A 13,345-nucleotide genomic window follows, 5' to 3' on the forward strand; every position below is an offset into this window, starting at 1 on the left:
TGGATCTTCGTGGCATGGGCCTCGCCCAGCGCCCCGCCGAAGATCCGGAAGTCGTGCGCGTAGACGAAGACCGTGCGGCCCTCGACCGTCCCCCAGCCGGTGATCACACCGTCCGTGTACGGCCTCTTCTCCTCCAGGCCGAACCCGGTCGCCCGGTGCCGGCGCAGCTGCTCGACCTCCTTGAACGAATCCGGATCCAGCAGCAGATCGATGCGCTCCCGGGCGGTCAGCTTGCCCTTGGCATGCTGCGCCTCGGTCGCCCGGTCGCTCGGTCCGCGCAGCGCTTCGGCGCGGATCACCGCCAGTTCGCCCCGTGTTTCCGGTGGCATGTCCAACCCCTTCGTCGTGTCTGCTGGTCCGGTCAGTGCCCCGCGTCCACCGTGCGGGCGACGCGTGAGTCGACGTAGTCGCACAGGGCGTGCAGCGCCCGGCGTGCCGGGCCCGGCGGCAGCACGTCCAGCGCTGCCCGGGCGAGGTCGAGCCGGTGGCGCAGATGGGCCTCGGCGCCCGCCGGGGCGGGCGACACCGCGAACAGTCGCAGTGCGCGCCGGCGGTCGGCCGGGTCCTCCAGCGGTCCGGCCGACAGCAGTTCCCGCAGCTCGGCACCGGCCGGGCGCCCGTCCGCGACGGCCAGGAGCACCGGCAGGCTGGGGGCCCCGGCGGCCAGGTCCGCGCCCTGCTCCTTGCCGGTGCGCGAGGCGGGCGCGACGAGGTCGAGGAGGTCGTCGGATATCTGGAAGGCGATGCCCAGCTGGCGTCCGTACTCGATGAGGGCGCGTCCGTGCGCGTCCGGGGCACCCGCGCGGAGCGCGCCTGCCCCCAGCGCCATGGCGAGCAGGGCCGCCGTCTTGCCCGAGGCGACCTGGAAGTAGTGGGCGACGGGGTCCTCACCCTCGTCGGGCCCGGTCATCTCGCGCAGTTGGCCCACGACCAGCTCGCTCGCCACATCGGCCTGGAACCGCACCATGTCCGGGCCGAGTTCGGCGGCGAGCCGGGCGGCGCGGGCCAGCAGCCAGTTGCCGCCGGCCACGGCCAGGCGCGCGCCCCAGAGGGCGTTGGCGCTGACCACTCCGTGTCTCAGCTCCGCCCCGTCCATCACGTCGTCGTGGTAGAGGGAGGAGATGTGGACGAGTTCGGCGATCACGGCGGCCTCGACGACCCCGTCCCGCCAGGACTCCCCGAACTCCGCGCCGAGCAGTACCAGCAGCGGCCGCAGCCGTTTGCCTCCCGCCGTCGCGATGTGGCCCGTGAGCTCGGCCACGCGTGGATCGGGGGCGTCCGACGCACAGTCCAGCAGGCGCTTCTCGACGGCGAGCAGGGACTGGGCCGTCCGCTCCCGGAACAACGGGTCGTGTGCGGCCATGTGTACGAGCAGCTCGGAACCGGGCAGGGCCGTGACAGTCATGTCCTCGTCCTTTTCTCGGCGGTCTCGCGGCGCCGTGGACGTACACGGCGGGCACGACACGCAGTGGACCCGACGGTCCGGTCTCACGCGGGGACCGGACCCCCGGCGTCCCGGCGGTACGGGGGGGGGATCGCCCGCCGGACAGGCAGGCTCCGCGATCGGGGCGAGCACTGCGCCTGACGCGTCCATGGAACTGCCCGCGCACCGCGCCGGGCAATACCCGCTTCAGGAAGCTGCCAGCGGACGGGGCACGGGCGCCCAGGTGTGCGTCCCGGGAAGCGGAATATAGAAAACGCATAGGTATGTACCCAACCCTGGAGCGGACGCCCGGCAGGGGCGGTTCGAGGAGGAGGGACACATGGGCGAGGACGCCGCACCGGATCCGGCCGAGGTACCGGACGCCCCGGCACGGACCGGGGCGCAGTGGCACGGGTGTGCGCCGAAGGACACTCCCGACGGGTGCGGGCCGGAGGAGGACATCGCGTACACGGAGGAGGACCGGGCCGCGGACGACCAGGGGCTGCGCTGGGCGGCGTTGCTGGCGGCGTTCATCAACGACGTGCAGCCGCCCCCGCCCGGTCCCTCGGCCGGCTGACCGGGACGTGCCGGGTCAGGAGTGCTGCGACGGACGCCGCTCACGCACCAGTAACCGGACCAGCGGTGTGCACCGGTAGCGCTCCTGCGCCGGCACGTCGGACGGGCCGCCGCCCGCCGGGAGCGGCGGAATACCGCCCGGTCCCACCTCCGTGCCCTCGCCGGCCGCCGCGCTCCCCCGGGCCGTTCCGGCGGTGAGCTCCAGCAGCCCGCCCTCCACCAGAGCGTCCAGGGCCCCACGCGTCCGGTCCTCCGTCCAGTTGAGCCGCTGCGCGGCGCCGGCGGGCGAGAAGTCACCCGGCTCCGTCCGGGCCAGGGTGCGCAGGACCGGACGCAGCGGCGGTTCGAGCCGCATGACGCCCGCCCTGAGCACGGTCCACAGCTCCTGGACCCCCTCCCCCCACTCGTCCGGCCGCACCTCTCCGTTCTCCAGCCTGTCGACCAGCCTGCTCACCGGCCACTGCGGGCGGGCGACCAGCCGGGCCGCACAGAACCGCAGCGCCAGCGGCAGGCCCTCGCAGAGCTCCAACAACTGCCGGGTGGCGCCCGGTTCGGCGTCGAGGCACTCCTGGCCGACACGGGAGGACAGCAGCTCCCGCGCCTCCGCGTCGTCGAGCCGTCCGACCCGCACCGCCCTGACGCCCTCCGTGGAGACGAGGTGCCGGCCACCGCTGATCAGCACCCGGCAGCCGGATCCGCTCGCCAGCAGGGGCCGCACCTGGCGTTCGTCGGACGCGTTGTCGAGCACCACGAGGATCCGGCGACGGGACAGGGCGCTGCGGTAGAGCTGTACGCGCTCGTCCAGCGTGGCGGGCAGGTCCTCGGCCCGTACGTACATCAGCGCGCGCAGGAAGCTGCCGAGCACGTCCAGCGGGTCCTTGGGGCGGCCCGCCTCGTCGCGCAGATCGATGTAGAGCTGGCCCTGCCGGAAGTCGTCACGGCAGGCGTGCCCCGCGCGTACGGCCAGGGCCGAGGTGCCCACCCCGGCCGCGCCGGTCAGGACGACCCCCCGGTACGGACTCCGGCTGTCGCACAACTCCGCTACGACGCGAGCGAGTTCGGAGCGACGTCCGACGAACCCGGCCGTGTCCGTCGGCAGCATCGCGGGGACCAGACCGTTCCACGGACTGTGTGTGGCCCGCCGCGGTACGCCGTCCGGCACGAGGGGTGTCTGCGGGGCGGACCCGGCGCGCCGCACGGTAAGGGTCAGGGGTTCGGCGCCGGCCGGACCGGGCAGTTCCTCCAGCAGTACCGCGCGGTGCAGCGCGCGCAGCGCCGCCCCCGGGGCCACACCCAGTTCCGCCTGGAGGACCCGGCGGCCCTGTTCGTACACCCGCAGCGCGTCCATCTGCCGGTCGCAGCGGTACAGCGCGGTCATCAGGTGTCCGCGCAGCGACTCCCGGGCCGGGTTCTCCGCCACCAGCCGGGTGAGCTCCGGGAGCGCGGCATCGTGTCGGCCCAGGGCGAGGACCGCCTCCATGCGGTGGTCCACCGCCCGTAGCCGTGCCTCCTCCAGCAGGGGGAGCTCGGTCCTGGCCAGGAGTTCCGTGACGTCCGACAGCGCGGGACCTCGCCACAGCCCCAGCGCGGGTTCGAGACTGGCCGCGGCCTCCGCGTAACGGCGCTGCGCGAGGTACTGGCGCCCCTGCTCGGCGAGCTGCTGGAAGGTCTTCCAGTCGAATCGGGACGAGCCCAGGACCAGGCCGTAGCCACGGTGTTTCCGCACCAGCCTGAGGCCGGGCTCGCAGCTGCGCCGCAGCCGGGAGATGTAGGTGTAGAGCTGCGCGGACTTCGTCGCGGGCGGTGTGGGTCCCCACAGCAGTTCGGCGAGCCACAGATCGGAGACGAACCGCCCCGGGGAGATGAGGAGCGCCGCGAGCACCGTGCGCTGCTTGGCGGCGGTGAGCGGGATACGGACCCCGCGGGCCCAGATCTCCGTCGGGCCGAGGATCCTGAACTCCATCTGCGGTACGGACTCCTGCTGCCGCGTCAGTACGGGCCGCCCCACGTCCTGGTGGGGGGAGCTCATCCGCCGGACGCCTCGCCCAGTCGCAGCGCCGCGTCGATGACGGCACCGCCGAACTCCCGCGCGGGCTCCCTGGTCAGCACCGAGGCCGGACCCGACAGGGAGAGCGCCGCGACCACCCGGCCGCCGGGCCCGCGCACGGGAGCGGCCAGCGTGACGACGTCGGTGTCCCAGATGCCGGTGCTCTGCGCCCAGCCGCGGCGGCGCACCTGCGTCAGCGCGGCGGCGGTGAAACGCGCCCGGGCGACGCCCGCGTACAGCACTTCGGGGTCCTCCCAGGCGAGCAGCACCTGGGCCACCGCCCCGGACCGCAGGGTGAAGGCGGTCCCCACCGCCACCGCGTCCTTCTCCGCCGTGGCGGCCTCCGCACCGGCCACGCACAGCTGCCCGCCGTCGCAGCGGCGGTGCAGGCGGGCACCGGCGCCGGTCCGGTCGCGCAGCTCCGGCAGCACGGTCCCGGCCAGGGCCAGCATGCGGTCACCGTGCACGACGACCGCCATCTCCCCAAGTCGTGGTCCCAGTTGGAACCGTCCCCGGGAGTCACGGGTGACGAGGCGGAGCCGCTCCAGCGCCTGGGCCAGCCGGTGGGCGGTGGGCCGTGTCAGCCCCGAGACCACGACGATCCGGGACAGCGAGGCCGGGCCGTCCTCCAGCACACTCAGCAGCAGTGACGCCTTGTTGAGCACGCCGACCCCGCTGTCGTGGGGCAGGGGGGCGAGGTCGGGGTAGGGCAAGGTGGTCATCGAACACCCTCCAGGGACTCGGCCGGCGCACCGGTCGGATCGGCGCGCCGGGCGATGAGGTAGAAGTGGCCGCCGGCGAACGCCCGTCGGGCAGGTCCGGCGGGAGCGAAGTCGGCCCGCGCCGCCGGGCCCGCACCGGCCGCCCGTGAATCGTGTCCACCGGTGCGGCAGCGGGCCGGGCGGGCGCTTTGCCGACGGCGGGTGGCCCCGCTCCCGGGGCCTGCGTGGAGCGGGGGTACCACGGCAGTCGTCACGTCCGGGGTCTCCGGAGTGGTCCTGTCCGTGCCGGCGACCTCGGCGATCGGCGTCTCGTCGTCCGTGCGCGAGGGGCGGGGGGTGAGGCGGTGCGGGGCCCTGCGGGTCACGCCCCGGCGGCGGGTCGCAGCCCTGCGGCGGCGGAACCGTCCGCCGCCCGTGCCGGCCTTCATTCTGTTCGCACCTCGCGTCGGCGGTACTTCTCGGCGGTACTGCGCCGGGGCGCGCAGGCGGACCCGGTCGACGCAGCCAGTTGTAGCCGCCCGCTTCCCGGCCCGACAACGGCAACTTCAGGAAGCTGCCAGTACCGACCCGCGCCGCCTGCCCGTCAGGCCTCCGCGGCGGGAGGCGCCGGCTGCTGCCTGGGACCCTCGATCCCGCCGAGCAGGCCGAGCTCGGCGGCCCGTACGCCCGCCTGGAAGCGCGAGCTGGCGTCGAGCAGCGTCATGACCTCCGCGACGTACCGCCGGTAGGTGCGTACGGACACGATGAGTTCCCGTGCGGCCACCTCGTCGGTGACCCCCGCACGCAGGGCTCCGAGTATCTGCCGGGCGAGATCGGTGCGGCAGTGGTCACCGAACGTGATGCGCGCGGCGGCGGGCACCGCGTTGCGCCACACGCCTTCGTAGAGGGTGCGGAGCGTGCTGATGACGTCGGGCACCTTGATGAGCGACGCGCGGCGACCGGTCGACGACTCGGCCGAGACCAGCGACACCGATCCGTCGACGATCACGGCCTGCAGGGGTGGGACCCGCGCCACCCGGATCTCGATGGGTGAGCCCAGTGCGAGCTGCTCACGCACGAAGTCCTCGTCGATCATGGCCGGGGAGCACAGCAGCCGCAGCCGGACGCTGTCGGGCACCATGTAGGTCAGTTCGCGCAGGGACCCCTTCGCCTCGGCGCCGCAGCTCGGCCCCGAGGCGAGCACCACGTCTATGGTCGACCGGGCCTGCAGCACCAGCTTGCGGGCCTCGCTCAGCACCTCCGCCCGCTGGCCGTCCACGGCGATGATCTGGTGGTCCCACGAGACCCTGTTGCGATGCCGCTCCACCGTCGATTCGATCAGGGCGCGGACCTGGAGCAGTGCCTGCTCGATGGCGTCCTGTCCCTCGTCCGGCCCTTCGCCACCGCGGGCCGGCGGGCCGGCCGCCTCCTCGCCGGTCCCCTTCGGCCTCCGCGGATCGCCGCCGCCCGCATCCGGGCCCGTCGCAGGTGTCGTCCTGGTCATCTTCCTGTTGCCCCCGTTGATCAACGGCGGGTGTCACTGCACGGGCTGACGGATCAGCACCGGTCCAGCAACCCCAGCTCCACCGCGCGAACCCCCGCCTGAAAACGGGAGTTCGCCCCGAGTACGCGCATGATCGCGGCGACATGGCGCCGGTAGGTCCGCAGAGACACGTCGATCTCCCGCGCGGCCACGTCGTCGGTGCGCCCCGCACGAAGCTGTTCGAGGATCCGGCACGCCAGTTCGCTGCGGAGACTGCGGTCCAGCAGGAGCTCGTCGGCGACCGGGCGGGCGACGGCCCAGGCACCCGCGAACAGCAGATCGAGTGCTCCGACCGCCGCGGGGTCGGTGATGACCGCCGCGTGCCGGCCTCCCGATCCGTCACCGGACTGGACCAGAGCGGTCCGGCCGTCGACGATCAGTGCCTCACGCAGCTCACCGTTCGTCATACGCACTTCGAGCGAGGTCTCTGCGAACCCCTGCCGGGAGTCGGCGGACAGTTCGAGCGCCCGGCCCGCCGCGAGCAGCCGCACCGCGAGCTGGCCCCGTCTCCTCGGCGTCGTCGAAGGCGCCACGGCTCCGGCCACCGTCCTGATCACCACGGCCGAGTGCTTCCAGTTGCCGCTGACCGCGAGATGGGCCGAGTACTTCGCACCCGCCATGACGCGCTTCACGGCGTTGTCCACCGAGCCGTCGTCCGCCCGCACCAGCAGCGACGCGCCGCCCGGCCGACTGCGATGCATCGAGACCGAGGACTCGATCAGTGCCCGCGCCTCCAGCAGCGCGCGCTCCACGGAATCGACACCACGCACACCCTCAGGCGCATCCGTCACCCCCGAACCCATTCCGCTCCCTCACCCACTAATTCGACCGGCCCGGGAAACAATCACCCGCGCTGGATTCATTCCCCAAAGGCTCCACGGAGCCGAAAGAGGTTGATAGATAAATCGATTACGTATCCCTTGGGCACTAACGCGCCAACGCCCAACTTTCCCAGACATTAGATCTAGGACGTGAACCAGTCAACGGCCGACCGGAACAAGCGGACGGATCGGGTCCGCGATTTCCCCCTCAGCCGGTCCCGACCCCATCCCGCGGAGCCAATTTGTCACCAAGCTGCATCCGGGCCACCTATTCGAGCCCTTCACATTCCGCTTACTCTGCCGTATGTGATCGCGTGGTCACCCACCGGAGCCGAAGCTGTCCGGTAGCGGCCATCGGTCTCTGCAACGCGATGACCCCGCCTACCCTCCGTCAATGACCGAATTCCACGCCCCCGCGGCGACCGACGCGGCCGTCCGGTGGTGGCTGTCGACCGGGGAGAACCCCGATCCGGCCGATCTGTCCCTCCTGGACGCCGGCGAGCGCGACCGGCTGAGCCGCATCGAACACCCCCGCCTCGCGGCCGAGTTCACCGCGAGCCGCGCGGGCACCCGGCGCGCGCTCTCGGATCTCCTCGACGTCGAACCGACGGAGATCGGGCTGGGAAGGCTGCCCTGTCCCGGCTGCGGGGACCAAAGGCATGGACCACCTGCCGTCGTCCGCCCTCCGAGCCCCTTCCGGATCAGCATCTCCCACTCCTCCGGATGCTTCCTCCTCGCGGTCGCCCGGGTCCCGGTCGGCGTGGACGTCGAGCGGATACGCGCCGTGGACACCGATTCGATGGCGCGGGTCGCGCTCACCGCCGCCGAGCACCTGCACGTCCGGAACGCCCCGCCCGGCATCGAGCGGAGCAGGGCGTTCCTGCGCTGCTGGACACGGAAGGAGGCGGTGCTCAAGGCGATCGGCATCGGCCTGGCCACGGACCTGACGGGCATCGAGACCCACCCGGACCACCCGGACCCGGCCAGGGTCACGGCGGGCATCCCGGGCACTCCGGACGCCTGGGCCGTGCGCGCTCTGCCGTTGCCGGCGGACTGGACTGCAACCGTGGCACTGCCACACAGCGTCTCCATAGGTGTGAACAGCCTTCGGCAGCACTGAACCGCTCGAACAATACCGACAATCCCCACCCGATATTCCGCTATACGTCCCCCTGCTCGCAATGCCGTGTTCCCCGCGCGGACAACAAACCGACGCCCCGGCGAATCCTTTTACTACTTGTGGGTAGCACCCACCTCACGCGGATAATCGCCGCGTCACTCCGGCGTGCGCGAAACTCCGGGGGCCGTGAGGAATACGCGCGCGTGCGCTCGCGGCCTCACGAATGAATAACGAATCGCCCGTCCGGGCACTGCCGGGCGGACGCCCGCTCCGTCGACGGGGCGCCCGCTCCGTCGACGGGGGCACCGGGGGCGCGGCTCCCGTCCGGCCCTCGGTCCGGGGCGGGGAGCCCGCCGCTATTCTCGTGCACGGTCTGCCACGGCCGTACGGGGGAGGAAGCACACCATGGAGCAGCTGGGTTCCGGCGATCCGCAACGCATCGGCGGCTACCGCCTGCTGGGCCGTCTCGGCGCGGGCGGGATGGGCAGGGTGTTCCTGGCCCGCTCCGACCGCGGCCGTACCGTCGCCATCAAGCTGGTCCGGCCCGAGCTCGCGGCGGAGCAGCAGTTCCGCGACCGCTTCCGTGCGGAGGTCCTGGCAGCCCGCCGGGTCGGAGGTGCCTGGACCGCGCCGGTGCTCGACGCCGACACGGAGGCCGCGGTGCCGTGGGTGGCCACGGGATACGTCGCCGGACCGGCGCTCCAGCGGATCGTCTCGGGCCGTCCCGGCGTCCCGGTGTCCGAGTCGGGGGCGTACGGTCCGCTCCCGGAGCGCTCCGTACGCATCCTGGCGGCCGGGCTCGCGGGCGCCCTTCAGGACATCCACGGGGCGGGACTGATCCACCGTGACCTGAAGCCGTCCAACGTCCTGATGACGATCGACGGGCCTCGGGTCATCGACTTCGGCATCGCCCGCGCGCTGGAGACGGTCGCGGACGGCGGTCTCACCCGTACCGGGGCGCTCATCGGATCGCCCGGCTTCATGGCACCCGAGCAGGTGCGCGGGGAGCGGGTGACGACGGCGTGCGACGTGTTCTGCCTCGGCTCCGTCCTGGCGTACGCGGCCACCGGCCGGCTTCCGTTCGGCGTGGCGGACACCGGGGTGCACGCGCTGATGTACCGGATCGCGCAGGAGGACCCGGATCTGACCGGCGTACCCGTGGACCTGGTCGAACTGATCCGGGACTGCCTGGCCAAGGACCCAAAGGCGCGGCCCTCCACGGACGCCGTCCTGGAGCGGCTGGGCGAGACGGAGTCGGCGGAGCCCTGGCTGCCCGGTGCGCTGATCGCCCAGCTCGGCCGGCACGCGGTGGAGCTGCTGGATTCCGAGGACCCGGAGGAGAGCCCGCACCCGCCCCCGTCCGGACAGTCCCCGGCGCCCGCGCACACCCCCGCCGCCCCGCTGACCCCGCCCGCCCCGGGTCCGCACCGGCAGCCGCCGGTCACTCCGCACGCGCGGCCCGCCCCGGCGGGCCCACCGCAGTCCCCGCCGCCGTCCTACGGCTACCCGCGGCAGCATCCCGCCCCGGGGCTCGGCAACGGGCACGGCAACGGGTACGGCTACGGGTCCACCACGCCGTACGGCCCGCCCCGATTCGCCGCCCCCGTCCCTCCTCCCGCGCCGCGGCGCCGCCGCTCGGCGGGCTGGACCGTGCTGCTGGTCGCGGTCGCCGTGCTCGTCGCGATCGGCGCGGGCTGGTCGGTCTACACGTTCATGGGGGACGGCGACGGGCACACCACGGCCTCGCCGACCCCGACCGGGTCCCGTTCCCCCTCCGATCCGGGCTCCGGGCCGTCCGCCTACGGGAAGAGCGGTACGGGCGTCGTCCCCGACGGCTATCTGGGCACCTGGTCGGCAGCCGTCGAGGGCGGCGGCGGGCGGTCCACCCGACGGCTCGTCATCCAGCAGGGCGAGGTGGGCGACACGGTCCTGTCCCTCACGGCGGACGGCCCGCTCGGCACCGGGGGCTCGTACCACTGCGTGTTCCAGGCACCGTTGGAGACCGAGCCGTCCCCCGGCTCCCCGGTCCGCGTCGGCTCCTCCGAGGTCACGGTCGGCGAACCGATGTCGTCGTGCACCCCGGGCAGGCCCACCGTCCTGACCCTGCTGCCCGACGGCACCCTGCGCCGCGAGATCGCGGACACCGGCGAGAGCCTGACGTACACGAAGACGGGCTGACCCGTCGGCCGCCGGGACTGTCAGTGGTGCCGCATAGCGTCTCGTCCCGACCGTGTCGTACGCCGGACGAGAGAGGCCCCCACCGTGGAATTCCGTATGGAGCGTGGCGCACTGACCGACGCCGTGGCCTGGGCCGCGCGGGTGCTGCCGGCCAGGTCCCCCGTTCCCGTACTGGGCGGACTGCTGCTCGACGCGGCCGACGGGCGACTGCGGGTGTCCGGGCTGGACTTCGAGGCCTCGGCCCGGGTCGAGGTGGAGGCGCACACCGCCCGGTCCGGGAAGGTGCTCGTCATGGGGCGCCGGCTGCTCGACATCTGCAAGGTGCTGCCCGAGGGGCCCGTGGAGTGCGCGGTGGAGGGCTCCCGGTTCACGGTGTCCGGGGACGGCGCCCGGTTCGGGCTCTCGGTGCTCCCGCTCGACGACTACCCCGCGCTGCCGCCGCTGCCGGAGGTCCGCGGGGTGGTGGACGCCGCGGAGTTCGCCGCTGCGGTCGCCCATGTCACGGTGGCCGCGGGGCGGGACGACACCCTGCCCGCGCTCACCGGGATCCGCATCGCGCTCGACGGCTCCACGATGACGCTGGCGGCCACCGACCGGTACCGCTTCGCGGTGCGCTCCCTGCCCTGGCGGGCGGCGGTGCCCGACGCGACGGCCGATGTCGTGGTGTCGGCCCGCCGGCTGTCCGAGATCGCGCGCTCGTTGGGCCGCTCGGGTGCGGTCAGTGTCGCCCTGGACGCGGGCTCGGCAGGCTTCGAGCACGCCGGGACGCGCACGACGGTGCGCCTCCTGGACGGCCGGCTGCCGCGCCACGACAAGCTGTTCGCACTGGCGGGCCCCACGGCCGCGGTGCTGGACAGGGCCCGGTTGGTGGAGGCCGTCAAGCGTGTCTCCGTGGTGGCGGACGGCGGCAGTCCGCTGCAGCTGACCTTCTCCCCCGGCCCCGACGCCTCGGTGCTGCTGCAGGCGGGCTACGAGGACGACATCGCCTCCCAGCGGCTGCCGGCCGTGTGGGAGGGCGCCGAGGAGATGACGGTGGCGTTCAACCCCGCGTACCTCATGGACGCCCTGTCCTCCTTCGAGGATCCGACGGTCCGGATGAGCCTGATGGGGCCGGGCCAGCGCGCCATGATCACGGGCGGGGAGGACGCGGACGCCCCCGCGCACCAGCATCTGCTGATGTCCGTGAAGCCGGCGCTGCTCTGACGGAGCCCGGGGTACGCCCACCCCGGCCGGCCTCATCCGGGCAGGATCGCCGTCTCCCCGACGGCGGCGAGCAGCCAGATGGGGAATTCGGGGTCCGCCTGCCCCACGGCCAGCCCGATCCACCGGCCACCGGCCCGGGACCCCGGCGCGTGAGGCGGGTGAGGCGCGTCCGGCCCGCCCGGGGGCGGCCGCCAGACCTGCATGCTGCCCGCCAGGTTGCAGAGCCGGCCCATCGGTTCGGGGGCGGGTGCGCCCTCCTGGCTCCCCTCCAGGTACGGCCAGAGGTCGACGGTCTCGGGCTCGCCCCAGCGCTCGGTCAACGCGGTCGCCAGGGCGCTGAACTCGTCCTCGATCTCCTGCTCGGCCGGTTCGACACGCTCCGGGGACCGGTCGTCCCAGAAGTCCTGGCTCGCCCGCAGGATCAGCAGATGGTGTCCGGGACCACTGCTGTGTACGCCGCTGTCCTCGCTCTCCTCCCCGGCGGGGAAGGGCAGGGCGAGGAGCCCGTCGATCCGGGCGAGCCCGCCCTCGGCGCCGGCGGGCGGTGGGGCGCTGTCGTCGGTGGTCATGAGCGTGATCCTGTCAACCGCCGTTCCCGGCGGACGAATCGGGGGGCGTACCGGCCGGAGCCGGGTACGCCCCCCGTCCCTCGGGGTGGGGCCGAGTTCAGCAGCTCAGGTTCGAGCCGGGCGTGGTGCCGAGGATCTGGACGAAGGCCCTGTACTTGTCGATGCGGCTCTGGACCTGGGCGGGGTTGCCGCCGTTGCACTCGATGCTGCCGTTGATCGAGCGGATGGTCTCGCCGAATCCGGCACCGTTGACCATGGCGTTGTGGGGCGTCATGGTGCCGGGGCCGGACTGGGTGTTCCAGTACCAGAGCCCGGTCTTCCAGGCCACGGACGCGTTCTGCTCCACCTGCCAGGGGTTGCCCAGCAGGTCGATGCCGAGCGCTTCACCTGCGGCCTTGTAGTTGAAGTTCCAGCTGAGCTGGATCGGACCGCGGCCGTAGTAGGCGGCCTGACCGGCCGGGCAGCCGTAGGACTGGCTGCGGTCGCAGTAGTGCGGGTAGTTGGCGGTGTTCTGCTCCACGATGTGCACCAGACCACCGGTCTCGTGGTTGACGTTGGCGAGGAACGCCGCCGCCTCCTGCTTCTTGACCGTGTCGCTGCCGGTCTTGGCGAAGCCGGGGTAGGCGCTCAGGGCCGCGGTGAGACCGCTGTAGGTGTAGAACGAGTTCCGGTTCGGGAACATCTGGTTGAACTGGGACTGGCTGACGACGAAGCCCGAGGGGTCGGGCTGCCCCGGGTCCGTGCCGCCGGAACCGCAGCTGCCCTGATCGGCCCAGACGTCGGCCGAGCCCGGGGCCTCGTTCTGCGTCCACCACTTCGCGGACCAGTTGTGCCCGTTGTACGAGGCCGCGCCGCCGCCCCAGTAGACGGCGGAGGAGCTCCAGGCCGGGGCGCACGCGGCCGCCGAGGCGGTGGTGGCGGGGAGGAAGACGAGCATCGCGACGACCGCGCCCAGCGCGGTGATCAGGCTCATGACACGTTTGACCACGTGATCACTCCTTCGACGCGGCGCCCGCGTGAGCGCGCGCCGCCATGGGGGGTACGACCACTCAACCGTCGATGGTCTGGACCTGTCAAGGTCTAGACCAGAATCCGGCTTCCTGCCGTCCGCTTCCAACTGGTGCCGCGCACAGGCTTGTTGAACGCCGGGCGAACTTCACCGTA

At 73.0% G+C, this 13,345-nt stretch carries 13 protein-coding genes; 4 read left to right on the forward strand and 9 right to left on the reverse strand.

Annotated elements, in window-relative coordinates; genetic code table 11:
* The coding region (locus ACFWVP_RS32150; protein ID WP_384501511.1) for a carboxyl transferase domain-containing protein at nucleotides 1-329 on the reverse strand (329 nt) is incomplete at its 3' end.
* Nucleotides 330-361: 32 nt separating this feature from the next.
* Nucleotides 362-1,405, reverse strand: a complete 1,044-nt coding sequence (locus tag ACFWVP_RS32155; RefSeq protein ID WP_384501512.1) for a polyprenyl synthetase family protein — start codon at nucleotides 1,403-1,405, stop codon at nucleotides 362-364.
* A 358-nt stretch (nucleotides 1,406-1,763) separates the two neighbouring features.
* On the opposite strand from ACFWVP_RS32155, the gene ACFWVP_RS32160 reads away from it, so the two are divergent.
* Nucleotides 1,764-2,000, forward strand: coding sequence for a hypothetical protein (locus ACFWVP_RS32160; protein WP_384501513.1), 237 nt, complete (start codon nucleotides 1,764-1,766; stop codon nucleotides 1,998-2,000).
* A 15-nt stretch (nucleotides 2,001-2,015) separates the two neighbouring features.
* Here ACFWVP_RS32160 and ACFWVP_RS32165 read toward each other — a convergent pair whose 3' ends face one another.
* From ACFWVP_RS32165 to ACFWVP_RS32185, 5 genes are all read right to left on the reverse strand, one after another.
* Nucleotides 2,016-4,028, reverse strand: coding sequence for a BTAD domain-containing putative transcriptional regulator (locus ACFWVP_RS32165; RefSeq protein WP_384501514.1), 2,013 nt, complete (start codon nucleotides 4,026-4,028; stop codon nucleotides 2,016-2,018).
* The gene (locus tag ACFWVP_RS32170; protein WP_384501553.1) at nucleotides 4,025-4,735 is read right to left on the reverse strand and encodes an IclR family transcriptional regulator; all 711 of its coding nucleotides are present in this window, start codon (nucleotides 4,733-4,735) and stop codon (nucleotides 4,025-4,027) included. Before ACFWVP_RS32170 ends, ACFWVP_RS32165 begins: the two co-directional genes overlap by 4 nt.
* 29 nt (nucleotides 4,736-4,764) lie before the next feature.
* Nucleotides 4,765-5,196 (reverse strand): hypothetical protein, encoded by a 432-nt coding sequence (locus ACFWVP_RS32175; protein WP_384501515.1) that lies wholly within the window; start codon nucleotides 5,194-5,196, stop codon nucleotides 4,765-4,767.
* Between the two features lie 155 nt (nucleotides 5,197-5,351).
* Nucleotides 5,352-6,251, reverse strand: a complete 900-nt coding sequence (locus ACFWVP_RS32180) for a LuxR family transcriptional regulator (protein ID WP_384501516.1) — start codon at nucleotides 6,249-6,251, stop codon at nucleotides 5,352-5,354.
* A 53-nt stretch (nucleotides 6,252-6,304) separates the two neighbouring features.
* The gene (locus ACFWVP_RS32185; protein ID WP_384501517.1) at nucleotides 6,305-7,042 is read right to left on the reverse strand and encodes a hypothetical protein; all 738 of its coding nucleotides are present in this window, start codon (nucleotides 7,040-7,042) and stop codon (nucleotides 6,305-6,307) included.
* Between the two features lie 463 nt (nucleotides 7,043-7,505).
* On the opposite strand from ACFWVP_RS32185, the gene ACFWVP_RS32190 reads away from it, so the two are divergent.
* From ACFWVP_RS32190 to dnaN, 3 genes are all read left to right on the forward strand, one after another.
* Nucleotides 7,506-8,231 carry a 4'-phosphopantetheinyl transferase family protein gene (locus ACFWVP_RS32190; protein ID WP_384501518.1) on the forward strand — a complete coding sequence of 242 codons (726 nt, stop codon included), beginning with the start codon at nucleotides 7,506-7,508 and terminating at the stop codon, nucleotides 8,229-8,231.
* Between the two features lie 405 nt (nucleotides 8,232-8,636).
* On the forward strand, nucleotides 8,637-10,409 hold the full coding sequence (locus ACFWVP_RS32195) for a serine/threonine-protein kinase (RefSeq protein WP_384501519.1): 1,773 nt from the start codon (nucleotides 8,637-8,639) through the stop codon (nucleotides 10,407-10,409).
* A gap of 84 nt (nucleotides 10,410-10,493) precedes the next feature.
* Nucleotides 10,494-11,612: a DNA polymerase III subunit beta gene (gene dnaN, locus ACFWVP_RS32200; RefSeq protein ID WP_384501520.1), complete on the forward strand. Its 1,119-nt coding sequence runs from the start codon at nucleotides 10,494-10,496 to the stop codon at nucleotides 11,610-11,612.
* Nucleotides 11,613-11,644: 32 nt separating this feature from the next.
* Here dnaN and ACFWVP_RS32205 read toward each other — a convergent pair whose 3' ends face one another.
* Together ACFWVP_RS32205 and ACFWVP_RS32210 are read right to left on the reverse strand one after the other, a co-directional pair.
* Nucleotides 11,645-12,181: a hypothetical protein gene (locus tag ACFWVP_RS32205; protein WP_384501521.1), complete on the reverse strand. Its 537-nt coding sequence runs from the start codon at nucleotides 12,179-12,181 to the stop codon at nucleotides 11,645-11,647.
* Nucleotides 12,182-12,278: 97 nt separating this feature from the next.
* Nucleotides 12,279-13,169: a glycoside hydrolase family 19 protein gene (locus ACFWVP_RS32210; RefSeq protein WP_384501522.1), complete on the reverse strand. Its 891-nt coding sequence runs from the start codon at nucleotides 13,167-13,169 to the stop codon at nucleotides 12,279-12,281.
* Between the last annotated feature and the right edge of the window lie 176 nt (nucleotides 13,170-13,345).

It is taken from the genome of Streptomyces sp. NPDC058637 (genome assembly GCF_042717325.1).
In the GTDB taxonomy this organism is placed as follows: Bacteria; Actinomycetota; Actinomycetes; order Streptomycetales; family Streptomycetaceae; genus Streptomyces.